27 protein-coding genes and 1 pseudogene are annotated in these 25,989 nt (G+C 25.7%); 3 read left to right on the forward strand and 25 right to left on the reverse strand.

The window, feature by feature from the left end:
• Nucleotides 1-99: 99 nt before the first annotated feature.
• Genes ABGF48_RS07195 through ABGF48_RS07210 form a run of 4 tightly spaced genes read right to left on the reverse strand, consistent with a single transcriptional unit; the run spans nucleotide 100 to nucleotide 4,639 of the window.
• Complete coding sequence (locus tag ABGF48_RS07195) at nucleotides 100-1,611, reverse strand: hypothetical protein (protein WP_408105659.1); 1,512 nt, start codon at nucleotides 1,609-1,611, stop codon at nucleotides 100-102.
• A complete protein-coding gene (locus ABGF48_RS07200; RefSeq protein WP_408105660.1) occupies nucleotides 1,598-3,022 on the reverse strand; it encodes a sensor histidine kinase in 1,425 nt (474 codons plus the stop codon). Before ABGF48_RS07200 ends, ABGF48_RS07195 begins: the two co-directional genes overlap by 14 nt.
• Nucleotides 3,010-3,699 (reverse strand): response regulator transcription factor, encoded by a 690-nt coding sequence (locus ABGF48_RS07205; RefSeq protein ID WP_408105661.1) that lies wholly within the window; start codon nucleotides 3,697-3,699, stop codon nucleotides 3,010-3,012. Before ABGF48_RS07205 ends, ABGF48_RS07200 begins: the two co-directional genes overlap by 13 nt.
• Nucleotides 3,700-3,709: 10 nt before the next feature.
• On the reverse strand, nucleotides 3,710-4,639 hold the full coding sequence (locus tag ABGF48_RS07210; protein WP_408105662.1) for an RluA family pseudouridine synthase: 930 nt from the start codon (nucleotides 4,637-4,639) through the stop codon (nucleotides 3,710-3,712).
• Nucleotides 4,640-4,698: 59 nt separating this feature from the next.
• Here ABGF48_RS07210 and ABGF48_RS07215 point away from each other — a divergent pair, with 59 nt between their 5' ends.
• A complete protein-coding gene (locus ABGF48_RS07215) occupies nucleotides 4,699-5,070 on the forward strand; it encodes a hypothetical protein (RefSeq protein ID WP_408105663.1) in 372 nt (123 codons plus the stop codon).
• A gap of 64 nt (nucleotides 5,071-5,134) precedes the next feature.
• On the opposite strand, the gene ABGF48_RS07220 is transcribed toward ABGF48_RS07215, so the two are convergent.
• From ABGF48_RS07220 to tnpA, 20 genes and pseudogenes are all read right to left on the reverse strand, one after another.
• Nucleotides 5,135-5,668: a DUF6648 family protein gene (locus tag ABGF48_RS07220; protein ID WP_408105664.1), complete on the reverse strand. Its 534-nt coding sequence runs from the start codon at nucleotides 5,666-5,668 to the stop codon at nucleotides 5,135-5,137.
• Between the two features lie 5 nt (nucleotides 5,669-5,673).
• Nucleotides 5,674-6,090, reverse strand: a complete 417-nt coding sequence (locus ABGF48_RS07225) for a hypothetical protein (RefSeq protein WP_408105665.1) — start codon at nucleotides 6,088-6,090, stop codon at nucleotides 5,674-5,676.
• Between the two features lie 40 nt (nucleotides 6,091-6,130).
• The gene (locus ABGF48_RS07230) at nucleotides 6,131-6,640 is read right to left on the reverse strand and encodes a DUF1292 domain-containing protein (RefSeq protein WP_408105666.1); all 510 of its coding nucleotides are present in this window, start codon (nucleotides 6,638-6,640) and stop codon (nucleotides 6,131-6,133) included.
• A 44-nt stretch (nucleotides 6,641-6,684) separates the two neighbouring features.
• Complete coding sequence (locus ABGF48_RS07235; RefSeq protein WP_408105667.1) at nucleotides 6,685-8,124, reverse strand: aminoacyl-histidine dipeptidase; 1,440 nt, start codon at nucleotides 8,122-8,124, stop codon at nucleotides 6,685-6,687.
• 2 nt (nucleotides 8,125-8,126) lie between these two features.
• Entirely contained in the window at nucleotides 8,127-8,867 is a 741-nt protein-coding gene (locus ABGF48_RS07240; RefSeq protein ID WP_408105668.1) for a peptidylprolyl isomerase, read from the reverse strand.
• An 8-nt stretch (nucleotides 8,868-8,875) separates the two neighbouring features.
• Nucleotides 8,876-9,715, reverse strand: a complete 840-nt coding sequence (locus tag ABGF48_RS07245; protein ID WP_408105669.1) for a CvfB family protein — start codon at nucleotides 9,713-9,715, stop codon at nucleotides 8,876-8,878.
• A complete protein-coding gene (locus ABGF48_RS07250; RefSeq protein ID WP_408105670.1) occupies nucleotides 9,678-10,583 on the reverse strand; it encodes a YitT family protein in 906 nt (301 codons plus the stop codon). The genes ABGF48_RS07245 and ABGF48_RS07250 overlap by 38 nt, the downstream gene beginning before the upstream one ends.
• A gap of 13 nt (nucleotides 10,584-10,596) precedes the next feature.
• Complete coding sequence (locus ABGF48_RS07255) at nucleotides 10,597-12,276, reverse strand: ribonuclease J (protein WP_408105671.1); 1,680 nt, start codon at nucleotides 12,274-12,276, stop codon at nucleotides 10,597-10,599.
• A gap of 10 nt (nucleotides 12,277-12,286) precedes the next feature.
• Nucleotides 12,287-12,544 (reverse strand): DUF1292 domain-containing protein, encoded by a 258-nt coding sequence (locus ABGF48_RS07260; RefSeq protein ID WP_408105672.1) that lies wholly within the window; start codon nucleotides 12,542-12,544, stop codon nucleotides 12,287-12,289.
• A 3-nt stretch (nucleotides 12,545-12,547) separates the two neighbouring features.
• Nucleotides 12,548-12,958 carry a Holliday junction resolvase RuvX gene (ruvX, locus tag ABGF48_RS07265; protein ID WP_408105673.1) on the reverse strand — a complete coding sequence of 137 codons (411 nt, stop codon included), beginning with the start codon at nucleotides 12,956-12,958 and terminating at the stop codon, nucleotides 12,548-12,550.
• 51 nt (nucleotides 12,959-13,009) lie between these two features.
• Entirely contained in the window at nucleotides 13,010-13,279 is a 270-nt protein-coding gene (locus ABGF48_RS07270) for an IreB family regulatory phosphoprotein (RefSeq protein WP_408105674.1), read from the reverse strand.
• Nucleotides 13,280-13,287: 8 nt separating this feature from the next.
• Entirely contained in the window at nucleotides 13,288-15,882 is a 2,595-nt protein-coding gene (gene alaS, locus ABGF48_RS07275; RefSeq protein WP_408105675.1) for an alanine--tRNA ligase, read from the reverse strand.
• Nucleotides 15,883-15,895: 13 nt separating this feature from the next.
• The gene (locus ABGF48_RS07280; RefSeq protein WP_408105676.1) at nucleotides 15,896-16,282 is read right to left on the reverse strand and encodes an RrF2 family transcriptional regulator; all 387 of its coding nucleotides are present in this window, start codon (nucleotides 16,280-16,282) and stop codon (nucleotides 15,896-15,898) included.
• 118 nt (nucleotides 16,283-16,400) lie between these two features.
• On the reverse strand, nucleotides 16,401-18,818 hold the full coding sequence (leuS, locus tag ABGF48_RS07285; protein ID WP_408105677.1) for a leucine--tRNA ligase: 2,418 nt from the start codon (nucleotides 18,816-18,818) through the stop codon (nucleotides 16,401-16,403).
• A 141-nt stretch (nucleotides 18,819-18,959) separates the two neighbouring features.
• On the reverse strand, nucleotides 18,960-19,106 hold the full coding sequence (locus ABGF48_RS07290) for a hypothetical protein (RefSeq protein WP_408105678.1): 147 nt from the start codon (nucleotides 19,104-19,106) through the stop codon (nucleotides 18,960-18,962).
• Between the two features lie 324 nt (nucleotides 19,107-19,430).
• A complete protein-coding gene (locus ABGF48_RS07295; RefSeq protein WP_408105679.1) occupies nucleotides 19,431-20,315 on the reverse strand; it encodes a TraX family protein in 885 nt (294 codons plus the stop codon).
• A gap of 3 nt (nucleotides 20,316-20,318) precedes the next feature.
• Nucleotides 20,319-21,380 carry an ArsR/SmtB family transcription factor gene (locus ABGF48_RS07300; RefSeq protein WP_408105680.1) on the reverse strand — a complete coding sequence of 354 codons (1,062 nt, stop codon included), beginning with the start codon at nucleotides 21,378-21,380 and terminating at the stop codon, nucleotides 20,319-20,321.
• 8 nt (nucleotides 21,381-21,388) lie between these two features.
• Nucleotides 21,389-21,820, reverse strand: coding sequence for a lanthionine synthetase LanC family protein (locus ABGF48_RS07305; RefSeq protein WP_408105681.1), 432 nt, complete (start codon nucleotides 21,818-21,820; stop codon nucleotides 21,389-21,391).
• A 294-nt stretch (nucleotides 21,821-22,114) separates the two neighbouring features.
• Nucleotides 22,115-22,750: a class III lanthionine synthetase LanKC N-terminal domain-containing protein gene (locus ABGF48_RS07310; RefSeq protein WP_408105682.1), complete on the reverse strand. Its 636-nt coding sequence runs from the start codon at nucleotides 22,748-22,750 to the stop codon at nucleotides 22,115-22,117.
• 445 nt (nucleotides 22,751-23,195) lie between these two features.
• Nucleotides 23,196-23,490, reverse strand: a pseudogene (tnpA, locus tag ABGF48_RS07315) (IS200/IS605 family transposase); the annotation flags it as partial.
• Between the two features lie 158 nt (nucleotides 23,491-23,648).
• On the opposite strand from tnpA, the gene ABGF48_RS07320 reads away from it, so the two are divergent.
• Entirely contained in the window at nucleotides 23,649-24,125 is a 477-nt protein-coding gene (locus ABGF48_RS07320; RefSeq protein ID WP_408105683.1) for a hypothetical protein, read from the forward strand.
• Nucleotides 24,126-24,478: 353 nt separating this feature from the next.
• On the forward strand, nucleotides 24,479-25,021 hold the full coding sequence (locus ABGF48_RS07325) for an IS256 family transposase (protein WP_408105685.1): 543 nt from the start codon (nucleotides 24,479-24,481) through the stop codon (nucleotides 25,019-25,021).
• Nucleotides 25,022-25,718: 697 nt separating this feature from the next.
• Here the strand turns inward: ABGF48_RS07325 and ABGF48_RS07330 are convergent.
• A partial coding sequence (locus ABGF48_RS07330; protein WP_408105684.1) for an LPXTG cell wall anchor domain-containing protein occupies nucleotides 25,719-25,989 on the reverse strand: 271 nt, incomplete at its 5' end.

Below are 25,989 nucleotides of genomic sequence, written 5' to 3' on the forward strand. Positions count from 1 at the left end.
ACAAAAAAAATATACACCGTGAAAAAACGTTGAAATTACAGCAAAAAACCACTTATTTTTTTACATAAGCGGTCTTTTTATTAAAATTGATTCTTTACCTTAATTATTATTTGTCTGAGGATAGATAATATAACTATTTATTTTTCTAAGTTTATTATATTCATTATATAACCCATTAATATTTTCATCAGTTACCCATTGACTCATTACAAGTTCATAATTTTTTGTGTTTTGTATAGTGAACAAAGGATTATTTCCTATATAATTAAAAAATATTGGATATAATTCTATTGAATTTTCAGTTTGAATTAAAATATATGTTTTATCTGGTGAAACAACCGCATCAATCGCTCCTGGTTTTTTAGAAATAATTTCTCTCCAAGAAAATGAAGATGCATCATTTTGTGCGATATTTACAATGGGTGTAATATCCAAATTAAATTGTCTAAATAATCTTGATCCCTTTTCATTATCAATTATTTGATCAATACCAGAAATAAATTTCCAATTATTACTATTTCTGTTTATACCAATATTGCTAGTATTTGGTTTGAAATCTAAATTTTTAAAATCTTCCCTTTCACTTAAAAGACTAAAGTATTCTTTATATTTTGAAAGATATATATTTTTCCCCTGTACACCAGCTATTTTATTAACATCCAAAGGTTGGTTATTTACGATGTTGTTTATATTATATATATTATAATTTTCAGAAACAGAATTATTATTATAATTAAAATTTGTAACAGAAATATAATCCTTGTTTACATAATCGATTCTCTTATAAACACTATAATTTATAATATTCTTTTTTAAATCATCATCTAAAAATGTCGGATTTGCAGAAAGAGTATATCTTTCAGAATCATTTTCCGCATTTCTATTATAAATACTTGAAATTGTCCATAAACCAGATGATTTTGGTATAACAATATTTTCAACTTTTAAAACATTTGCCTTTTTATCTTTATCATCTCTTTTTATATAATAAGTGTAGTAATCATAATCTATTTTTCCATTTCTATCAGATTTTTTATTTCTGAATGAAATAGAAAGTCCAAATTTAGGATTTTTTATTTCTTCTTTTCCATCTGTTATTGATTTTATTTCACTATATTTATCATCAATTTCTTGTTGCGTTAGATTTTTTTCCTTTTTATAAATATATATCTTACCTAAATCTATCGTCATAATTTTCTCATTTGAAATTTTAGTAAACTCTTGAGAGTATGATATATTATTAGATAATTTATAGACTGTCGTGGTATCATTTTCAATTAATAATTTATGAGGTATTTTTGAAATTTTATTTCCTAAATATGATAAATAATTTACATACCTTGACGTTATATTCGGTTCTAGAATATAAGTATCATTAAAATCAAATATTTTTTTTGATATAAATAAAATATTTGCATTACCAAATTCTTCAGTATTTTTACCAGTAGATATATCTATAACTTCAGATAATTTCCATTGACCAGTAATATCTAAATAATTATCTGGCTTTTCAATAGAAGTTAAATTCTTGTTTATGTCAATATTTGAACTTGAACAAGAAGTAAGTATAATCATAAAAATTAACAAAAATAAAATTTTAATTTTCTTCATCTGTACCTCCTATTGGAATTTCAAAATGAATTGTAGTACCTTGATTTATCTTACTTTTAATTTCAAGTGTTCCTTTATGCTGTAATATAATTTCTTCAACAATTGATAGACCAAGCCCTGTATGGGATCCTTCAGATGTGCCTTTATAAAACTTAGTTGTTACTAGATTTATTTCATCTTCATCTATACCTATTCCAGTATCAACAACTTCACAAATAAGCATTTCTGTTTCCAAGTCCTGTTTTATAGTTATTACCACAGAACCATTTTCTAATGTGAATTTTAAGGCATTATCAATTAAATTTATAAATACTTGTTTTAGTCTATTTTCATCGGCTACAATCATAATATTTTGATCTGAATAATCGTAAATTAGATTTATTTTTCTCTCTAAACTTCTAGGTTTTAATTGATTTACAATATTTTTAACAACAGGAATTATATCAAAATGTGTTTTTGATAATGTAAACCTTGGTGACGTAAACCTTGAAAAATCTAATAAATCCTCTACCATGTCTGATAATCTATCTGCCTCTTTTTCTATAATTTTTAATCCATCTTCAACTGTTTCTTCATCTATATCTGTATCTTGAAGTGTCATTGCCCAACCTTTAATGGAAGTCAAAGGTGTTCTAAGCTCATGGGAAACTGATGAAATAAAATCAGTTTTAATCTCCTCTTTTTTGATGATATTGTCACTTAGCTCGTCCATAGTTTTAGCTAATTCTCCTATCTCTCCATGATAATCCATATTTGATTTTTCACTATATTGACCATCAGATAATTTATTTGCTAAATTTGTCAATTTATTTATAGGAACTAAGAATTTTTTTGCAAAATAATACAATACCAACAAACCTATTAATACAGAAATAAAACCAAAAATAATGAAAATTATCATCTTCAATGCTATTTCTTTATATAAATTATTAGTAGAACTTATAATTCTTAATATACCAATTTGTATGTTATTTGATTTTATTGGATAACTCAATGAAATAATATTTTCACTGTAATCAAATCTATAATTTTCTTTACTCTCAATTAAATCATTTACTTTTAATATATTTTTACCAATATCTGATGAACCAGTATTGTCATAGTATAAAACACCTGTATTATCCAAAATTTGAACCTGTCCTTGAATATTATTCATAAACTCAAATCTTTCATTTAAAACCACTTCTGATAGAGAATATTCTGAAATAGAAGAATCATACAGTTCTATACTATATTTAGCTTGTGCAAGCATATTAGATTTAATATTATTAAAATAATAATCCTTTAATGAAATATATGTAAATATCTCAAATATAGAAATAAAAAATACAAAAACTATCATATAGAAAAATATTATTCTAAACTTTAAATTGTATTTAATTTGATTTAAAAATAATTTTAATTTCCCCATCTATATCCTACACCCCATACAGTATGCAAATATTTAGGATTTGCTGGGCTATCTTCTATTTTAGCTCTTATTCTTCTTATATTTACATCTATAATTTTTGTATCAGCTTTATTTTCATTTCCCCATGCTAATTCCATTAACTCTTCTCTTGTAAAAGCTTTATCTTTATTCGTTAAAAATATTTTCATTAATGAAAGTTCTGTAGGAGTCAACTCAATTACTTTATCATTTTTTGTGAATTTTTTAGAATATGAATCAATCTTAAATGGTCCGTAAGATAAGCTTTCATCTTTATGCTCTTCGCCAGAAATAAAATTAATCCTTCTTACTAAAGATTTAATTCTAAGAACTAATTCTTGTGGATTAAATGGTTTAGTCATATAATCATCAGATCCTTGTTCTAAGCCTAAAATTCTATCAACATCTTGGGATTTTGCAGTAAGCATTATTATACCTAAATCTGGCATTTCATTTCTTAACACACTACACACTTCAAATCCATTCATACCAGGAAGCATTACGTCTAAGATTACGACGTCAGGTCTTATATCTAATGCCATTTCTATACCTTCTTCTCCAGTACCTGCCTCATAAACCTCAAATCCTGCCTTTTGAATATTAATTTTAGTAAATTTTCTAATAGCAATTTCATCTTCAACTAACAATACTTTGTTCAAAACTTTCCTCCTAATTTAACTTCTTAAATAAATTATAAATATATTTTTTATACTTACTCTCTATTACTAAATCTCTTAAGCTTTCAATTTTTATTCTTTTATCAAATTTTATTTTATAAGCTACAAGCTGTTGATCTTTATATAATTTTGAATTTTCTTTAATTCCATACCTTCTATCTCCTATTATAGGATGTCCAATATTTGATAATGTGGCTCTTATTTGATGCGTCCTTCCAGTTAATAACTTTATTTCAACTAAACTATACTTATCATTATATTGTAACGGACTAATAACAGTTATAGACTCTTTTCCTGTATCTGAAACACTTACATAGTTATTTTCATTTTTTTCTAGTTTATTCTTTATTTCAATTTTTTTAGCAATTTTCCCATGAACAATCGCCAAATAATATTTATGAATATAATTATCAATAGAATTATTTAATTCCAAAAGCGATTTTCTAGTTTTAGCTCCTATAACTAGTCCCATTGTATTTCTATCAATCCTATTTGCTACAGACGGTCTAAATGTAGGCTCTAGTCTTGGAATATACTCTTTTTTTTCAATAAGATAATCAACAATAAAGTCAACTACATTTTTACCGTAATCTTCTTTATTTGCAGCATGTACAAGTACATTTTGAGGCTTATCAATTATAATAATATCTTCATTTTCAAATGCAATTTCAAGATTCAATTTATTTCTTACAGATACTTTATCTTTTTGCCATTTTTCAATTTCTTCATCATAAATATATATATCAATTATATCATCCTTAAAAATCAATGTACTTGGCTCTGATTTTTTTTTGTTAACTTTAATTTTTTTTGTTCTTAACCACTTATATATTAAAGAATTTGGCGCTTCCGAAAAATATTTATTCAAAAACTTTATAAGTGTTTGATTATCATCATTTATATCAATTTTAATATTTCTCATTTTATTTTTTTACCTCATTATGATATTATTATAGCATAAGATAATTAAAAGGGGTAAATATGAAATACATTAAAGATTTCTTTTATAATTTTTCGGACTTAATTTTTGCTTTAATAGTGGTATTAGGAATTGGATTTGTTTTATACTTCAATTTTAACAATTTAGTTAATATAGAATCTAAAGCATCGAATATTATTCAAGAAGAAACAATAAAAAAAACTGAAGATAATTCTGAAATTGAGGTAACTATACCTAAAGGTATAACATATAAGCAACTTTCGGATATTTTATTTGAATATAAGTTGATTCAAGATAAAGATAATTTTACAAAATCATTAGAAAACTCAAAGAAAAATATAATATATGGAACACATAAAATTAAAAAGAATTTAAATTTTGAGCAAATTAAAGAGATTGTCTTAACAAAATAATTACAAAAGGGGCTGCTGCAAATATAATTAGTTATTTGCAACAGCCCCTTTATGTATTAAATTTTCAATTATTAATATAGCTATCTATCAAAGACTGTCTAATATCTTCTTTGAAACATCTTTTTGAAATCAATAATTTTTTTACTATCTCATTTTTAGTATGTAAAATTACTTTTTCTCTTTCCTTAAAATAAATTTCAAAAATTTGATCTTTCAAGTTTTTAGAATGCATTATTACATAATAAGCCTCTATTTTAGAACTTTCTTCTAATTCAATCATGGCAATTATAGCCTGATCCTTCAAATAATAATTATTTAACTTTGCATTTTCAGCTAATTTTGCTTTTTTTAAATTCTTTGAATTCCTGTATAACTTAAATTCTTCTAAAGCTAGCTTAGCTTTTGTATTATAATAGTTATAGTTATATAATGCTTTATTGAAAGAATCTAAGACCGTAAACGGTCTTAGATTTATTTTTGAAAAAATTTCATTATTATTATGATTAAATTCTGACTTATTAATTTTTTTTAAATTTAATAAATCAATATATTTATTTCTTAATTTTATAAATTTGTTTAGTTTATCATTTTCAGACAAATACACTATAATACCTGTACCTCTACATTTAATCCATTAAATAGTGATTCATCATCTAAGTCTAAACCTAGAAGAATTTCTAAATTTGATTCTTCTGTTAATTTATTTAACTTTTCAATAAATTCTTTAGTATTATCAGGTGTAAATTCTACAATTTGGTATAATCCATCTAAATAAACTTTTTCAATATCATAATCTCTTGAAACTATACCTGCAATAAAACCGTAAAGAGATTCTATATTATCCACTCCATATTTTTTAGCATTTATCAATCTAACAGCATAATCTAAAGAAAAAATATGAGAATCATCAGTATCTATAAAGACAATATTTCCATTTCCTCTTGCTTTTTCTTCATTAGCATTATCAATTAAATATTTTGTTTTTCCACTACCTGATTTACCTAAAACTAATTTAACCATATTAAACCTTCCTTCATATTTACTAATTTATATTATCTTATTATTTTTCGTGTTTGCAATCACATTCATGTCCTTCTTCATGATGATCGTGTCCACATCCACATTCGTGTCCTTCTTCATGATGGTGATGTCCACATCCACATTCGTGTCCTTCTTCATGATGGTGATGTCCACATCCACATTCATGTTCATGGGTATGATATTCTATATCATCTACATCAATCTCTTCTTCCTCAATGTAATTGTAATAAGCATCTGCAGCTAATTCAAATTCTTCTTCATCTTCAATCAATGAAACATCAAAAGTATCATCATCTCCATAAGTTGCTTTGTACAATAATATATCTCCTGGTTCATCATCTTCAATTGGAAGTAAAGCAATATATTCTTGTCCTTCGACATCATATTGTGCTATTACCAAACATTTAAGTTCTGAATCATCATCAAGAGTTAAAATTACTTCTTTAAAATCTTCTACTTCATCATATAATTCTTCATCTAAAATTTCATCTTCTAGATTTTCGTTTTCACATTCAAGTTTATCATTCATAGATACCTCCTTGTTTATTTAAATATACCCAATTTTCACAAAAATTACAAGCTTTTTAAAATATTTTTTACAAAATTAAATGAAAATTCTGTAGAGCTAATGGAAAGCTTTTCCTTAGGAGTGTGTGCTCCAATTACATCTGGTCCAATACTGATCATATTCATATTTGGATATTTTTGACTTAATATACCCGTTTCAAGTCCTGCATGTATAACTGCTACTTCTGCATCTTCATCTCTTAATGATTTATAAATTTCTTTTGCATGATTTAGTAATTCATAATCAAAATTAGGTTTCCACATTGGGTATCCTTCTGAAAACTTAACATTAAAATTATATTTTTCAGCAATTTCTATAACTTTATTTTTTAAATATTCTAAATCATTAGAGTCTGAACTTCTAATTGATGTTTGTATCTTCAAAACTTCATCTTCAGTTCTTAAAATCGCTAAATTATTTGAAGATTTAACAATATTTAACTCATTATCTAATGTGTTAACTCCATGAGGGAATTCATTTAATAAATTAATTATTTCTTTCTTTTCATCACAATTTATATATAAATTTGTATTAGAAATTTCATTTAATGAAAAATTTATATTTACTTCTAAATTTTGATTGCTTTTCTTCATTTCATCAAATAAAATATTTAATTCATCAGATAATAATTGTTTATCATTTTCATAAATACCAATTACAGCACTTGAATTAGAAGGAATAGCGTTGTGTTTTGTTCCTCCATTTATAGATTGTAATGAAAAATCAACTTTTTTAGACAATTCTAATAAAATTTCATCTAAAAGTTTAATCGCATTTAATCTTCCTTCATTTATCATAATTCCAGAATGTCCGCCTTGTAACCCAGATACTTTTATTTCATAATTTGATAAACTTTTTTCATTTTTTGAAATTCTTTTTTCTAGATATGCATTAATCCCACCAGCACATCCAACAATTATAATTTTATCTTCTTCATTATCTATATTAATCAAGTTTTTTCCTGTTAATACAGTTTCGGATAATCCAATCGCTCCATCCATACCTGTTTCTTCTGTAGTTGTAAAAAGTGCCTCAATTTTTGGGTGTTTTAAGGATTTATTTTCCAGTATTGCCATCATCATAGCTACTGCAATACCGTCATCAGCTCCTAATGTTGTCTCATTTGCATGAATAAAATCCCCATCAATTTGTAATTCAATTGGATCACATGTAAAATCGTGCTTGGAAGAGTCTGATTTTTCACAAACCATATCCATATGTCCTTGTAAAATAACTGTATCTTTATCTTCATATCCTTCTGAAGCTGGTTTTATAATAATTACATTTCCAAATTCATCTCTTTTAGATTCTAAACCTAGACTTTTTCCAAATTCATAAACAAATTTTGATATTGCTTCTTCATCATGTGAACATCTTGGAATTTCACTTATTTTTTCAAAATTTTTAAATACATCGTATGCACTTGAATTTGCTAATTTTTGCATAATTACATTTCCTTTACATCATATTTTTTCTTTAATTCTTCAGATTTGTTTAAGTATAATTCTTGTTGCTTTTGAGATAAAATATTTCTTTTTAAATTTTCTTTATAATTTTCAAAAGAATTTTCTTTTACTAATTCTTTATTATCAAGTTTAATAACGTGATATCCAAATTGTGTTTTAACCGGTTCAGAAATTTCCCCAATATTCATATCTAATAAAGCATTTTCAAATTCAGGAACCATTTGTCCTGTTTGGAATTCGCCTAAATCTCCACCTCTTTCTTTTGAAGGACACATAGATTTTTCAGAAGCTAATTTCGCAAATTTAGCAGCATCATCTAATTCTTTTTTTATTTCTTTTGCTTCTTCTTCTTTATCAACTAATATATGTGAAGCCTTAAATGTGTAAACATCCTTAAATTGTTTTTTATTTTCATTGTAAAACTTTTCTACTTCTTCATCAGAAACTTCTGCTTGTGATAATACATTTCTCATAGCATATTGTTTTAAAATTTGTTCTTTAGCAAATTCTAATTCTTTCTTAAAATCTTCATTTTCATCTAATTTATTTTCTTTCGCATCTAATAAAAATAATTCTTGATTTAACAATTCTTTTGCTATTTGTTTAAATCCTTCTTCATTATGAAATCTCATACCTTCTTGTCCTAAATTATGAACAAAATCATGTACTTCTTTTTGTGTTATTTCCTTATCTCCAATTTTATAATACACTTTATTTTCCATTATACCTCCTATTTGGTAATCATTATACCTTCATTTTTAAATATTATTTTACGTTGTTTATATAATCTTCCTATGGATTTTTTAAATTGAGCTTTACTCATACTAAATACTCTTTTGATGATTTTAGGATCTGATTTATCATTAACTCTTAAAAATCCACCATTATCTCGTAAGGTATTATAAATAAAATCAGCATCTTTATTTAATTCCACATGAGCTCTATTGTTTGTAGTTAAATCTATTTTACCATCTTCTTTAATTCTTTTTACTCTTAAACGTAAATTATCTCCTACTTTTGGAACACCTTGTATTTCTTCTTGAGCAAGCATTCCATTATATTTACCTTCAACTAAAATAAAAGCTCCAAAGTTTGAATCATATGAATAAATTTGTCCATTAACCCAATCATTTTCATTTAAGTCAATATCTTTTTCAAAAAAATCTTCTACTTTCATAGTAGCTGTTAATCTTTGAGATTTATCAATATATAGACCAACAAGATGATAACTATGTTTTTTTATAGTACCTTTTTGTTCATCAAAAGGTAAAAGTAAATCTTTATCTAATCCCCAATCTAAAAAAGCTCCTATTTTAGTTGTATCTACAACTTGTAGAATAGCTAACTCACCTAACTCAATTTTAGATCTTTTTGTAGTAGCGATTGGCCTATTATTGTTATCTTTATAAACAAAAACCTCTACTTCATCACCAACTTCTTTTTCTTTTTTTAAGTACTTTCTTGGCAATAATACATCGTCATCATCATTATGTTCGTTATTTCCTAAAAAAGCTCCTACTGATGTAAGCCTTTTAATTTTTAATTTTTGCCTTTTCCCTAGCTTCAACATGATTAAACTCCCTTGAAAATCCATATCCATAAACTTCATTTATATTGCTGATATATACAAAGGCATCATCATCAATACTTTTTATAAAATTTCTAATTTTTACATACTGCTTTTTATCTACTACTGTTACTAATATTTCTTTTTCATTTTTTGTATATCCGCCTTTTGCTAAATAAAGTGTAGTCCCTCTATTTATTTCATTCATTACATAATTATTTATTACTTCTACATGATTTGAAATAATTGTCATTGCAATTTTAGAATTAAATCCCGCAATTGAAACATCTAAAACATATGCTGTAATATATAATGAAATAAAAGAATAAATACCACTTTGTAATCCAAATACTGTTCCAGCAAAAACAATTATAGATGTATCAACTATTAACATTCCCTTGCTTACACTAAATTCAGAATATTTTTCAATTATTTTAACTAAAACATCCGTCCCTCCTGTTGAAGCATTTTGTCTAAATACAAATGACAAACCTATCCCTATTGATATAGCACCAAGGGCTAAATTAGCTAATGTATCTTTTAATATAGGTTCTTTAACTGTAAATAAAAAATCTAAAATTCCCATAAATACTGTATATGAACCTGCTCCTATAACTGTAAAAATCCCAAATTCTTTACCTAAAAAATATGAACCTAAAACAAACAACACTAAATTAAGAATCCCCATAATAAATCCAATATTTATTGCAGGATATAAATGTTTAATAACCTGTGAAAACCCTGTAACCCCACCTGCTGCAATATTTGATGGAACATTAAATAAAAATGTACCTATAGCCATAATTAATGTTCCAAATAATATCCATAAGATTTTATTTAATTTTTTATAAAACAGATTTTTGTTTTTCATAATACTCCTATCATTAAATTTCTAGTATCATTGTCATAATCATTGGATTTCTCTTTAATTCTGTATAGAAAAATACTCTTAATTTTTCATTTATAAGATATTTCATTTGATTTGTATCAGTGATATTTTTATTATTTATCTCATTTTTAGCAGCTTCTAAAATCTTATATGTGCCTTCCATTAAATCTTTAGAATCTTTTACATAAACAAATCCTCTTGTATTCATTTGTGCTCTGCCAATAATTTTTCCTGATTTTTTATCAAATGACATAGCAACATTTATAATTCCGTCTTCTGCTAACTTGATTCTATCACGTAAAACTATATTTCCTACATCACCAATTCCTAAACCATCAACTAATACTTTACCAGCTGGTACTTTTTCTTTCATTTGTGCACCATGAAGTCCTATTTCTACAACATCTCCTACTTCTGTAATAAATACATTTTCTTCTTTAACGCCCATTGAAACCGCTAAATTTTTATGCATAACTTGATGTCTAATTTCCCCATGAGCAGGAATGAAATATTTAGGTTGTATAAGCGCTAACATTAATTTTAATTCTTCTCTAGATGCATGCCCCGAAACATGAACATCTGCTAATTTTGAGTAAACAACATTTACTCCTAACTTTGTTAAATTGTTTATAACTGATCCCATAGCTGCATCATTTCCAGGTATTGGTGTTGCGGATATAACAACAGTATCTTTTTCAGTTAGTTTCAACTTATTATGCTCTTCTCTAGCCATTCTTGTAAGAGCAGCCATTTGCTCACCCTGACTACCTGTGGTTAATACTACAATCTCTTCAGGCTTAAATTTATTAATCTTATTCATATCTTGAATAGTATCTTTTTTGACTCTTAAATAACCTAATTCTATTGCAATTTTAACATTTCTCAGCATTGATCTACCTGATACAAATAATTTTTTATTATTAAATTCTGTAGCATCTAAAACTTGTTGAACACGATGTAAATTAGAAGCAAAAGTTGCAACTAAAATTCTACCTTTAGCATCAGCAAAAACTTTCTTAAACGTTTCTCTAATTGTTAACTCACTCAAAGTTGATCCTGGTCTTTCTATGTTTGTACTTTCTCCAAACATACATAAAACGCCTTGTTTCCCAAGCTCTCCAAGTCTTTGCAAGTCCATTCTTACTCCATCAATTGGAGTAAAATCTACCTTAAAGTCTCCAGTGAAAAACACAATCCCCATATCTGTATGGAATGCTAAAGCACAAGCATCAGGTATTGAATGTGTTACTGCGATGAATTCAACATCTATGTCACTAATTCTAATGGTTTGACCTTGTTTTACTGTTTTTAATACAGATTTATTCAATCCATGCTCTTCTAATTTTGCTTCAATTAATCCAAGTGTTAAAGGTGTAGCATATACTCTCATATTTATTTTCTTTAATAAATATGGGACTGCACCTATGTGATCCTCATGACCATGTGTAACAAATAAACCCTTTATTTTATGTTTATTTTGTTCTAAATAAGTGAAATCCGGTATTACTATATCTATTCCCGGCATTGTTTCATCTGGAAAAGTAAGTCCTGCATCGACTATAAAAATTTGATTTTTATACTCTATCGCAGTCATATTTTTACCAATTTCTCCAACTCCTCCTAAAGGAATAATTTTAATACTTGATTTTCTTTTTTTTCTATAATATTTGTTCATATTTTCTATCCTATTCTTCAATTTCTTCATCTTCTGATTCTAAAAGATCATTATAAATTGCAAGGACTTCATCTAATTCTTTTTCACTTTCTATTGTCTTAAATGTAACTTCTTCGTCTTCAATTTCAATTTCAAACAAATATAATTCATCAGTTTCTTCATCTAATAAAGCAGCATAATCTTTTTCATCTACTCCAAATGTATCAACTATTAATAAATTAAGTGTTTGTTCTCCATCACTTATTTCAATATATTTTTTATTTTCCATAAATTACCTTGCATCTAAATAAGATTGTAGTATGAATGTTGCTGCAATCTTATCTACATGATCCTTTCTATTTTCTCTTCTTACTTTATTTTCAATTAAAACTCTTTCTGCTGAGACTGTTGTAAGCCTCTCATCTACATAAATAATCTCATTGTCAATTTCTTTTTTAAGTAAATCTACAAAGCTCATTACTCTTTGAGCTGATGGACCTTTTGATCCATCCATATTATAAGGCATACCAACTACAATTTTAGTAACCTCATTTGTATTTATAATTTTTTTTATTTCTTGAATATCACTATTGATATCTTTTCTCTTGATAGTCACTAATCCATTAGCGAATATCAATAAAGGGTCAGAAATCGCTACCCCTATTGTTTTCGTACCTAAATCAAGTCCAATATATCTTTCCATAAATCCCCATTAGCTTAATGATAAAAATGGGTAGAGTAATCCACCCATATTTTATTTATTTATATCATTTTTTTCAAAATAAAAATTTAAAATATTTTCAAGCAATTCATTTCTATCAACTTGTTTTATAGTTTTTCTAGCATCATTATAGCTTGTTATATATGTCGGATCACCTGACAAAATATATCCAATAATTTGATTTGCAGGATCATATCCTTTTTCTTTTAAAGAAACATAAACATGCTTTAATATTTCAACAACTTTATCTTCCTTGTTAACTTCTAATTTAAATTTCATTGTTTCTTCAAATTTGTTTGTCATAATATCTCCTAATTAAGTTTTTCTATAACAAATTCCTCTACTTTAGATAATACTTCATCTAATTTTTCTATGTCTTTTCCCCCAGCTTGTGCAAAATCTGGTCTACCACCACCATTTCCACCTGTTGCTTGGGCAACACTTCTTACGATATCTCCAGCTTTAATATTTTTCTTTATTAGATCTTTTGACACTGATGAAACAAATATAATTTTATTATTTGAAACACTAGACAATAACACAACTAATTCAGTTTCTTTATTTTGAAGCTTGTCTGAAATATTTTTTAATGATTCACTATCAACTTCTTCTAACTTCTTAACTAATAATTTTACTCCAGAAACTTCTTTTATTTCAGATAAGATTTCGTCAATTAAAGAATTTTCTTGCAATGACTTAAATTGATTAATTTTTTCTTTTAATGATTTTTCTTCTTCGATCATGCTATTAATCTTAGATTCAACACCATCTTTTTGTGTCTTTAGCAATTTAGAAATATTATATTCTTTTATTTCTAACTCATTTATATATTTATAAACTGATAGACCTGTAATTGCTTCTATTCTTCTAACTCCAGCAGCAATACCTGATTCAGAAACAATCTTAAACATCATAACTTCTGATGTGTTTCTTACATGTGTACCACCACAAAGTTCTACTGAATAGTCACCCATATTTACAACTCTTACAATATCTTTATATTTATCTTCAAATAATCCTACTGCTCCCCATTCTTGAGATTTTTCAAGGGTAGTTTCCACAATTTGAACTGGATAATTTGAAAATATTGATTCATTTACTAATCTTTCTATTTCACTTAAATCATCTTTACTTATTGCTTCAAAATGTGTAAAGTCAAATCTTAGTCTTTCATCTGTAACTAATGAACCAGCTTGATTTATATGATTACCTAATACTGTCTTTAACGCTTTATTTAACAAGTGTGTTGCGGAGTGATTTTTAACGATTGAATTTCTTCTTTCTACATCAATTTTTGCAACTACTTCATCTCCAACATTAAATTCACCAGTTTCACATTCTACAATGTGATAGAAAATATTATCTGCCGTTTTCTTAGTATCTAAAACTTTTAATATTCCACTTTCACTTTCTAAATAACCAGTATCTCCTATTTGTCCACCACCTTCACCATAAAATGGTGTAACATCTAAAATAACTATTGCTTTTTGTCCTTCAAAAATAGCTTTTGATTCAGAATTTTCTATCCCTATAATTTTTGCTTGAGCTTCAAAATTATCATATCCTACAAATTGTGTTGCTTCGTATCCCGAAATTTCAATCTTGTCATCTTCCCAGCCACCTTCAAAACTTTTTCCAGATCTTGATTTTTCTTTTTGTGCTTCCATTTCAGCTGCGAATCCATCTTTATCAATATTGATATTTCTTTCTTTTGCAATTTCTTCTGTTAAATCAAGAGGAAAACCATAAGTATCATATAGTTTGAATGCATCTACTCCAGACAATGTTTTTTCTTGTTTTAAATCTAATTGATCTAACATTGAATTTAATATTTCTAAACCTTGATCAATTGTTTCTTGGAATTTTGATTCTTCTCTGTTTACAATCTTAAATACTCTTTCTTTATCCTCAAGTAATTCAGGATATTCTGGAGAATATATTTCCATAACAATTTGGATTAATTTTTCTAAGAAATGTCCGTTTATACCTAAGTGTTTACCATGACGGTATGCTCTTCTGATTAATCTTCTTAAAACATATCCTCTTCCTTCATTTGAAGGAATTACCCCATCATAGACTAAAAATGACATTGCTTTTGAGTGGTCCATTATAACCCTAAATGACTCATTTACTTTTTCGCTTTCACCATATTTTTTACCTGATAACTCTTCAATAGCTTTTAATAATGGTCTAAATGTATCTAATTCAAATATATTTGCAGCATTTTCAACTATTAATGCAAGTCTTTCTAATCCCATACCTGTATCAATATTTGGATGATCTAATGGTAAATACTCACCTTTTGAAGTTTTATTAAATTGAGTAAATACTAAATTCCAGATTTCTAAGTATCTGTCATCTCCTTCGTATCCTTCTCCTCTATCATACATAATTTCAGAACAAGGACCACATGGGCCTTCTTCTATTTCCCAAAAATTATCTTCTTTTCCTAATCTTGAAATTTTTTCTTCTGAAAGTCCAATTTCTTTATTCCAAATATTGTATGCTTCATCATCGTCTAAATATACAGTTACTGATAATTTTGCTGGATCCAATTCAATAACTTTTGTTAAAAATTCCCATGCCCAGTTAATGGCTTCTCTCTTGAAATAATCTCCGAATGAAAAATTACCTAACATTTCAAAAAATGTTGCATGTCTGTGAGTTTTACCTACATTATCAATATCCCCTGTTCTAATACATTTTTGGGATGATGTAGCTCTATTTTTCGAGAATTTTTTTGTTCCCATAAAATATTCTTTAAGTGGCGCCATACCAGCATTGATTAAAAGTAAACTTTTATCTTTATTTGGAATCAATGAATAACTTTTTAGTCTGATATGTCCTTTAGATTCATAAAAATCTAAAAATTCTTTTCTTAATTGATTAAAATTTAATTCTTTCATTATACCCTCTATCTTAAATTTGATCTAATGTTATGTGATCAATCACATTAGATACAGCATTGTCTATTTTAGAAAATACTTGTCTTGAAGCACATCCTTCAATGGAACATTTTTCATCATTACATTTATGAGATAATTCAATATTACCTTCCAATATTCTTATAACATGCCCTACATTTATTTCTGATGGATTATTTTTTAATTTATATCCACCTTCTTTACCTCTATAACTTTCGATTATATTAGCTTTTTTTAGTTTTCTAAATATCTGCTCTATGTAAGTTTTACTTAGTTTTAATTCTATAGAAATTTCGGAAATGTTTATCGGTCCTTGATCATACTTATCCCTCAAATATGATAAAGCTCTTAACCCGTATTCACTTTTAGTAGTTAAATTCATACTATCCTCCATTCTCCATAATCTATATATAAATATATCAAATAATGCCCCTTATTGTAAAGGAAAAAGCTGTAATAAAACAACTTTTAAGTCATTTTACAACAGCTCTTTTAGTATATTAATTTGCAACAATATTTAATATTTTCCCTGGAACAAATATAACTTTTCTTACAGTTTTACCTTCTAAAAATGCTTTTACATTTTCTTCTTGTTGAGATTTTTCTATAATTTCTTCTTTACTTGCGTCTTTAGAAACTTCTATTTTACCTCTAACCTTACCATTTACTTGTACTGGAATTTCCACTGTATCACTGGTCAACTTACTTTCATCATATGTTGGCCAAATATTTTCATTAGCCATTTGTGTTTCATGACCAAGTAATTGCCACATTTCTTCTGTTAAATGTGGTGCACAAGGGTTTAATAAAATTAAATATGTTTCAAGTTCTTTTTTAGTAATTTGTCCTTTTTTAGTAAATGAATTTAATAATATCATCAATTGTGAAATTGCTGTATTAAATTTCATTGATTCATAATCATCTGTAACCTTTTTAATTGTTTGGTTTATTAATATTTCCATATCGGATGAATATTCATTTCCATCAACTAGAATATCTTGTAATCTCCATACCCTGTCTAGGTACTTTCTAACACCAACTAAAGATTCATCTGACCATGGAACTGATTTATCAAATTCAGAAATAAACATTTCATATGTTCTAAGTGTATCTGCTCCATAATTTTCTATGATATCATCAGGGTTTACAACATTCCCTCTTGATTTTGACATTTTTTCATTATTTTCACCTAAAATCATACCGTGTGATGTTCTCTTCATATATGGTTCTTTTGTTGGTACTACTACGATATCATATAAGAATTTATGCCAAAATCTCGAATACAACAAGTGAAGTGTTGTATGTTCATTCCCACCATTATACCAGTCAATTGGTGAAAAATATTCAACTTCATCTTTACCAACTAATGCATCTTGATTATTTGGATCCATATATCTCAAATAATACCATGATGATCCGGCCCATTGTGGCATTGTATCAGTTTCTCTGTGTGCTGGTCCACCACAAATTGGACATGTTGTATTTACAAATTCTGGTATTGTTGATAATGGAGATGATCCATCATCTGTTGGTTCATAATTTTCTACTTCTGGAAGTAATAATGGCAATTCTTTTTCATCTATTGGATTCCAACCATGTTCTTCACAGTATACCATTGGAATTGGTTCTCCCCAATATCTTTGTCTTGAAAATACCCAGTCTCTCAATTTAAAGTTAGTTTTCTTTTCACCTAAACCATTTTCTTCAATGTATTTTATAATTTTTTCTTTAGCATCTTTTACTTCTAATCCATCTAAAATACCTGAATTAATCATAGTTCCTGTTTGAGTATCTGTATATGCTTCTTCTTCAACATTTCCTCCACTTACAACTTCAATTATTGGAAGATTGAATTTTTTAGCAAATTCATAATCACGTGTATCATGTGCCGGTACTGCCATAATTGCCCCTGTACCATAAGTAACCATTACATAATCTGAAATCCACACAGGTATTTCTTGGTTTGTTAAAGGATTTATAGCTTTAATCCCTTTCAATTCAACACCTGTTTTATCTTTATTCATTTCTCCACGTTCAAAATCTGATTTTTTATTAGCTAAATCTTTATATTTTAATACTTCATCATAATTTTCAATTTCAGATTTTAAAATATCAATTATCTTATGTTCTGGAGCTATAACCATATATGTGCTTCCATAAATTGTATCAGGTCTTGTTGTATATACAGTTAATTTTTCATTATGATTTTTTATTGAGAAATTAATTTCAGCACCTTTTGATCTTCCAATCCAGTTTATTTGTTGTTGTTTGATATGTGGTAAATAATTTACTAAATCTAAATCATCAATCAATCTGTCAGCATATTCTGTAATTTTTAGCATCCATTGATTTCTAACTCTATGTTCAACTTTAGCTCCACATCTTTCACAAAGTCCATTTACTACTTCTTCGTTTGACAAACCTACTTTATCATTTGGACACCAGTTTATTGGATATTCTTTTTTATATGCCAATCCCTTTTTAAACATTTGGATAAAAATCCACTGTGTCCATTTATAGTAATCAGGTTGAGTTGTATCTATAGCTCTATCCCAATCAAATGAGAATCCCATCGATTTTAATTGTTTTGTAAAATTAGCAATATTTTGTTCTGTAACAATTCTTGGATGTATTTTATTTTTTATTGCAAAATTTTCAGTTGGTAATCCAAAAGCATCAAATCCCATTGGATATAATACAACTTGATCTTGCATTCTTCTTTTTCTTGAAACTACATCCAAAGCTGTATATGATCTTGGGTGTCCTACATGAAGTCCAGCTCCTGATGGATATGGAAATTCTATTAAAGCATAAAACTTTTCTTTATCTTTATCCATAACTGTCTTAAATGTTTTTTCTTCTTCCCAAATTTTTTGCCATTTCTTTTCAATAGCATTTGGATTATATCTTTCAACCATTTTAATCTCCTGTAATTATTAATATATAATATAATACCATAAGTTTGTGATTATGTTTAGTAAAAATAAAAGATTTGCTTTCGCCACTAATCCTCGACCTTCAGTCTGCGGAGGTGGCATAAGCAAATCTTTTATTTTTATTTAATAATCTAGAAAAATCATACATGTATTAAAATATTTAGTAACAAGTATGATCATAAATTTTACAAATGTTTCAATATTCATACTTATGTCAGCTCGCCGTCTAAAAAGTATGAATGATTTTTTGTAATATTCTTTAATTTTCATACTTATACCAGATTCTCATCCTAAAAGTATGAATAAAATTTTCTATTTTCCAAAAATCTTCATACTCATACACATATACCAACAAATAGGTATGATAAATATATCTGAACATTCAGTATTTGATAATACCTAAATAGATGTACTAAATAAAAAGTATGATAAATTTACCAAAACTATAAAAACAGTTCATACTGAACAATAAAACTCCACAATTATGTATGAATCAAATATAAAAATCATAAAATCATCTCATACCTATATTAAAATTTATTTTAAAAAGTATGAAAAAACTTTACCCCGATTTTAATTTACTATAAATTTTATTTATATAAAAATTTTAACCAAAGATATCAACACTATATGCAGCGGATAAATTATATAAAATAAGTATTTAACCGATATTCCTCTTTTATGATTATATAAATATATAAATAATACTGATAATACTGCAAATATAGCAAGCTGTAAACTTCCAGAATATGCAAAAACTCCCCATAAAGCAATAAATAAAAGTTGTCTAATTTTATCATTTCTAAGTAAAAATATAAACATAATCATCATTATTGCATTGTAATTATAATTTGCAACTTTTCCAATAAAATATACGCTAACAATTGTCACAATAAGTGGAACTATTATTTTTTTATATTTTTTATTTTCAAAATATTTTTCAATAACACTTATCAATCTCATAAAAATCAAAGAAATTCCTAATTCGTACATAATATTTAAATTATCTGTAGAAAGTAGTATATATCCATTATATTCTAATCTTAATGGAACTATTAAATAGGAAAACAAAATTAAAAATAATGAAGTTTTAAATTTTCCATCACAAATGTACTTCCAATATGCAAAAATTATGAATACAATGAAAATTAAATATTTAAACTTGTATGAAAATGTAAAATAATTTGAAGCAAGTCCCCCAAATATATAATTTTCTTGAGTAAATAAAAACACAAATGGAATTTGTGATATTAACGCAAACACATGTAATCTATCAATATATTTTTTTAAATTTTTTGTTTTTAAATATCCTTCAACTAAGAAAAATGAAAATATAGGTAATGCAAGCCTTCCTATACTTCTCATTAAAAAGGCATATTGAAATAGAACTATCTCACTTCCACTTAATTGAAAATAAGCTCCAACATGATCTATAATCATAGCAATTATAGCTATTATCTTTATAGTAAATGCTGTCATATACTACCTCTCACTCATTTCTTGCAAAAATTTAATTATACTATTTATGGCTTTTTTATTAATTGTGTAATATATTTTTTTACCATCGATTTCTGAATTAATTAAATTATTTTCCATTAAATTTGTTATGTGATGACTTACAGTACCAGTACTTATTCCAAGTAAATCAGATAACTCTTTACCATATTTTTTACCATTAGATAAAATATTTAATAGTTCAAATCGTTTTTCATCAGAGATAGCACATAATTTATTATAAATATCTTCCTCAGTTTGCTCATCTCTTAAATGCATTTTTTTCAATAATGGAATGTATCCCAAGAAGAATGTTCCTAATATTTTTTTATTTTTTTCCTCCACACTAAAGGCAAATAATTGATTTAACTGTACAAAAATTTTTAAATCAATTTCTTTAATTTGTTTATAAACATCCGTATCCTTTATTTTGTTAAAATCCTTAAATTTGATTATTTCATCAAAATCTAGATTTGAATTTACAAGTTTATCTTCTATAATTTTTATATATTCCTTAGTAATATTTTCTAATTTTTCAATAAAATCTATAAATCTATCAAACATACCATTTATATTATTCATAAATTTAAGTAATGCATATTTTTGGTTATCGTTAAAAATGCTGATTTCATCAATAAATTTAATCATGTTATTATCTTCATAATTAAATCCTTGAGACTCCATGTTTGAAATAAACATTTTATTAAATAGTTTACTTAATTCATCATTATTATATTCTGATATACTGGTTTTAAAATTTGAATAAATCATCATATACATTATATTCGGATTATTTTCTTCTTTATAAATGTAAAATAAATTTTCAAATTCTGAATTTTCTTTTATTAATTTTCTACCTTTTTTCCTAATTTTAATTAAAAATTCTTCCAATTGATTAAATTCTGAATTTAGTTGTTTTTTATTAATTAGATATTTTTCATTCTCATCAAATATTTCCGTATCAAATGATTCATCATTATTAAATAGATAATTAGCTAATAATAGCGCTTCATTAAAATAATTTATTTGTGATTTTTTATTAAATTTCATGTTTTCTCCTATATAAACGGAAATATATTAAAAACTCTTCCATCTTCAAACATTTTTAACACACAATATATACCATAATCTCCTTCTAAAAAATTATCTAAATTAATTTTTAAATTAGGATGGTAAAATTTATTATCTTTTAATGTAATTAATGTATCGTTGTAATATAACTTAGCATGTTCAATAAAACTATTATCTTTCGTATATTCATATAAATGTAGATATGTGTACAAAAATCCTGCACTTCCAAAATAAAAATTTGGAGAAGAAGAATATATTTTAGAACATTGATTTATAAGTTTATAAATATATTTGTCGTATTTATCCGTTTGATTTATTTTACCATAAATGATTAATAAATTTAATATTCCAAATATTCCATCTTTTATAATTATATTTGAAGGTGATATATCTCCTAAGAAATAATTATTATCTGCCAAAATTATGATTTTTTCTATAATTTTTTCTATAATGTTTATTAGTTTACTAAAATATTGTTTTACTTTATATCTGTCACTACCAACAACAATTTCATTATTTTTTACTATGTATTGTTCAAAAGTTAACCCTTCTACATATTCAGTAGCTAAATAATAATTTTCCCAATCGAAAAAATCTTCATGATATTTTACAATAAAGTCAAACTCTTTTAACTTTAATAAATTTTCCTTCTCTTTGTTCGCTATATAAATCGAATCAATATTTTCAGTTATTATACCTGTATGTTTATAATACTACTTCACAATATATATTTTTTTATTTCGTTTATCTTTACATTTATATACTCCACTTATTGGGCTAAATTTTATAGCGCTTATAATTTGATAATTTTTAAGAAAATATTTACCGGTTCCAGTACTATAATTATCAATTAAGGGATCTTCTAATCCAGTTGGTAAATTAAAATAAGGTAATGCTTCATCTATGTATTCTTTATCATTAATATAAAAAGTTCTTAACCCATTTCCTTTTTTATCAAATTTATTATTAAAAATATTACTACCATATCTATAATATAAACATTTGCAATCTTTATATCTTCTATCATATAAAATATATGGACCTTCAAATTTTTTTAACTTTTGATATAAATCTTCAATGCAAACCTTAAAATCATTTAATGATTTTGGATAAATTGTAATATATTTTCCATAAGTTGTTCTATCGCCATTTTTACTAGAATTATACATATATAATTCTATATCTTTTAAATATTTAAAATTTATCTCATGTACTATTAAATAACTCTTAACAAGGTTCAATATTTCATCACTATTTTTCAATGTACAAGATATATGAATTTTCCACCCATTGTTATTTACTTGATTAAACGTATAAAATATAAAATAATTATTACTATCTATTATCATAATATTTGTATGTAAAAATAAAAGTGTCTGTCTCAAAATAAAATATTATTTTGCAACAGCTACTTTTAAATTATTTATTTGCTTTACAGAAAATACTAAACAAACTAGCAAAGCTAAAGTCTTGAGGTAAAGCTTCTATTTTTTGTAAATTTAATAAATTCATACATTCTCCATTTCCACATTATATTTAATCAATATATAATATAAATCATAAATATATTTCATATTTATTAAATATATTATACTTTCATATTTTATAATTGTCAAACTTATAATTAAATAATATTAGATATATATTTAATATTTTTAATAATAACCGCCAGCTTAGCTAGTGGTTTGATTTGCCTCTATAAAGGGCTTTTACCTGCTATGCACCCTGTGCATACTGAATGTTTGCCATCTGCACTACTTTCTCTACTAATGCTAAAGCATCATCCTTTTATAATTACTTTTTTATTTTTTCTCCACTAAATGGATATATATTCTTTTATACTTATTTGATCAGCTGTATATTCTTCTTTTAACTGATTTCTGATATATTTTTTTATCTTTTTCGTATTTTTTCCTACTGTATCAACAAAATATCCTCTGCACCAAAAATTTCTATTTCCATATTTATATTTCAAATTTGCATGTCTTTCAAAAATTAATAAACTACTTTTTCCTTTAACATATCCCATTATTTGTGAAACACTATATTTTGGTGGTATTTATATCAACATATGTATGTGATCTGGACATTTTATGATGTTAAATTTATTAATCTTTATTGATATATAATAAGTATATGTTATAATAACATAAATAATATAGAAAAAATAATATTAAAGAGGAGGTGAAAAATGTTAACCTTAAAAGATAATAATTTTTATTATTCTTTAGGGGGAGGTTCAAACGCATGGGTATATACAATAGAATTCTAAAAAGTGTAGTTATAATATCTTGCATATTTATATTAATTTCCTGTAATAAAGAAAGTTTTTATATATTTCCAACTGATAAAAAAGGTTATCCTAATAAAGTGATTTTAATAGATAATAAGTCTTATGGATTAAAAAATTTTGGATATGATGGATTAGGTGATAATATAGAGCTTAATGTTAAAAAATCTTCAAAGAGTTATACTAAAATTATATTACCTAAATTATATCCAACGCATGCATGGAAATTAGAGATAGAAAATGATAATATACTTAAAGAATATAATCAAATAAAATTAGATATAAAAGAATCAGAGAGGCGTGATGGATATTCCAGTGAATTGCAACAATATATTATTAATAATAAAGAAATAAATAATAAAAAAATAATATTTAAATGGAAAAATCTTGAAAAAAAAGAAGATCCATACATTGTCACACTAATATTTAATTAATAGGTTCTACAATAAATAGTGTTGTGAGACTGTAATAATTTTGTGTATAAAAATCTTTCTGATTAAAGTAATATAAACTTAATCAGGAGGATTTTTTTATGGGAAGAAAAAGACCAGAAACAGCAAAAATTAGATTAGCAAAACAATTAATAGAGTCATATGATATAAAAACTGCTTAAGATATACAAGAAGCATTAAAAGACTTGCTAGGAGAAACAATAGAAAGCATGTTAAAAGCAAAACTTGATGAGCATTTGGATTATGAATATGGACAAACACCACTTTCAATAAATACAAGAAATGGAATTAGTAAAAAAATAGTTAAATCCAGCATTGGATAACTAGAAATAAATATACCAAGAGATAGAGATGAAAGTTTTGAGCTACAAATATTGAAAAAATACGATAAAGATATTTCAAATATTAAAGCACAAATAATATCAATGTATTCTAAAGGTATTACAACAAGAGATATTTCATCACACATTAAAGATATATATGGTTTTGGAGTATCAGCAGGACTTGTAAGCAGCATTACAAATAAAATATTACCAACTATTGATGAGTGGCAAAATAGACCTTTAGATAAGGTTTATCCTTTTGTATTCATAAATGCAATACACTATCATGTAAGAGAAAATGGTCTAATAGTAAAAAAAGCTGTATACATAGCTTTAGGATATAACATAAATGGTTTTAAGGAAATATTAGGAATGTGGATTGGAGAAAATGAAACATCTAAATATTGGCTAATGGTTCTAAATCAAATGAAAGATAGAGGTTTGGAAGATATTTTAATAATATCAAGTGATAATCTACCAGAAATAAGCAAAGCAATAGAAGCAGTATTTCTAAAAACAGAAATACAAAAATGTATAATTTATCAAATAAGGTAGAATTTAATTTTCTTTGTTAAAAATAAACAAAACCAAAGGCAAAGTCAAGGGTTCGATTCGCCGAAAATTCTCCCTTGACTGTGTCTTTGGTTTTGTGTACCTAAAATTAGGAAAATTAAATTTGATAAATTTAAAATTTGATGTAACAATCAAACAAATTGAGAAATAAAATATCTGATCAGAATTAATTTTTCAAAAATATCAATATATCTTAATCAGTAATAGACTGATACACAAAATTATTTACATAACCGATAACATCTTTTAAATTATATACTAGTTATATAGAATTATTTGACTAATAAATTTTACACATTCTCCAATATTATAAATTTGACTAAATATTGCTATAATTAGATTCATCTCTTTTTTAGTAAATTTATTAAGAGTTTTCTTTAGTTTATCAACTTGTATACTAATCCTTCTATATCTATATTCTATTCTATACTATCTATTATATCCAATAAAATTTTTAATATAAAATAGATAGGGCATACATATAGTACACCCTTCTATTCTTACACTATTAAGGGTATCCAAGAAAATTTAGGATCTAAAGGAATGACTTTCGTCATCTCTTAATTTTGCCCCCTAAATTTATCGGAGTTATTGTAGTTGCCCTCTAAAGTTCACAGCCAAAACTTATCGGATACCCCTATTAATTACTACGTTAAATTACTTTTTTCCGTTTAATTTTTTAGTTTTCTTCTTCTTGCCTTTTCTTTCTAAAGCCTAAAAGAAGTAATAATGTTCCTGAAAGAGACATTAAGCCTGTAAATAATGTTGTGTTATTAGTATCACCTGTTTTAGGATTTTTACCTTTTAAGTTATGCTTATTGTCATTATTAGAATTATTTGTTTGATTTGATGAATGTCCTTTATCTGTATTATCTATTTTTCCTGATGGTAGAGTTGGCGTTGCCGGAATTGAGTTTGGATTCTTTGGATCTGAACCTTTTTCTTTTTCC

The organism is Helcococcus bovis (genome assembly GCF_046035835.1).
GTDB lineage: Bacteria > Bacillota > Clostridia > Tissierellales > Peptoniphilaceae > Helcococcus > Helcococcus bovis.

Coding starts and splice junctions, on each gene's coding strand:
- ABGF48_RS07200 (WP_408105660.1), bottom strand. CDS start 3,022: ATGGGGAAATTAAAATTATTTTTAAATCAAATTAAATACAATTTAAAG.
- ABGF48_RS07270 (WP_408105674.1), bottom strand. CDS start 13,279: ATGACAAACAAATTTGAAGAAACAATGAAATTTAAATTAGAAGTTAAC.
- ABGF48_RS07195 (WP_408105659.1), bottom strand. CDS start 1,611: ATGAAGAAAATTAAAATTTTATTTTTGTTAATTTTTATGATTATACTT.
- ABGF48_RS07240 (WP_408105668.1), bottom strand. CDS start 8,867: ATGGAAAATAAAGTGTATTATAAAATTGGAGATAAGGAAATAACACAA.
- ABGF48_RS07295 (WP_408105679.1), bottom strand. CDS start 20,315: ATGACAGCATTTACTATAAAGATAATAGCTATAATTGCTATGATTATA.
- ruvX (WP_408105673.1), bottom strand. CDS start 12,958: ATGGAAAGATATATTGGACTTGATTTAGGTACGAAAACAATAGGGGTA.
- leuS (WP_408105677.1), bottom strand. CDS start 18,818: ATGGTTGAAAGATATAATCCAAATGCTATTGAAAAGAAATGGCAAAAA.
- ABGF48_RS07235 (WP_408105667.1), bottom strand. CDS start 8,124: ATGCAAAAATTAGCAAATTCAAGTGCATACGATGTATTTAAAAATTTT.
- ABGF48_RS07255 (WP_408105671.1), bottom strand. CDS start 12,276: ATGAACAAATATTATAGAAAAAAAAGAAAATCAAGTATTAAAATTATT.
- ABGF48_RS07245 (WP_408105669.1), bottom strand. CDS start 9,715: ATGTTGAAGCTAGGGAAAAGGCAAAAATTAAAAATTAAAAGGCTTACA.
- ABGF48_RS07320 (WP_408105683.1), top strand. CDS start 23,649: ATGGGTATATACAATAGAATTCTAAAAAGTGTAGTTATAATATCTTGC.
- alaS (WP_408105675.1), bottom strand. CDS start 15,882: ATGAAAGAATTAAATTTTAATCAATTAAGAAAAGAATTTTTAGATTTT.
- ABGF48_RS07230 (WP_408105666.1), bottom strand. CDS start 6,640: ATGAATGATAAACTTGAATGTGAAAACGAAAATCTAGAAGATGAAATT.
- ABGF48_RS07300 (WP_408105680.1), bottom strand. CDS start 21,380: ATGAAATTTAATAAAAAATCACAAATAAATTATTTTAATGAAGCGCTA.
- ABGF48_RS07260 (WP_408105672.1), bottom strand. CDS start 12,544: ATGGAAAATAAAAAATATATTGAAATAAGTGATGGAGAACAAACACTT.
- ABGF48_RS07250 (WP_408105670.1), bottom strand. CDS start 10,583: ATGAAAAACAAAAATCTGTTTTATAAAAAATTAAATAAAATCTTATGG.
- ABGF48_RS07290 (WP_408105678.1), bottom strand. CDS start 19,106: ATGAAAATTAAAGAATATTACAAAAAATCATTCATACTTTTTAGACGG.
- ABGF48_RS07280 (WP_408105676.1), bottom strand. CDS start 16,282: ATGAATTTAACTACTAAAAGTGAATACGGGTTAAGAGCTTTATCATAT.
- ABGF48_RS07225 (WP_408105665.1), bottom strand. CDS start 6,090: ATGGTTAAATTAGTTTTAGGTAAATCAGGTAGTGGAAAAACAAAATAT.
- ABGF48_RS07310 (WP_408105682.1), bottom strand. CDS start 22,750: ATGATAATAGATAGTAATAATTATTTTATATTTTATACGTTTAATCAA.
- ABGF48_RS07215 (WP_408105663.1), top strand. CDS start 4,699: ATGAAATACATTAAAGATTTCTTTTATAATTTTTCGGACTTAATTTTT.
- ABGF48_RS07210 (WP_408105662.1), bottom strand. CDS start 4,639: ATGAGAAATATTAAAATTGATATAAATGATGATAATCAAACACTTATA.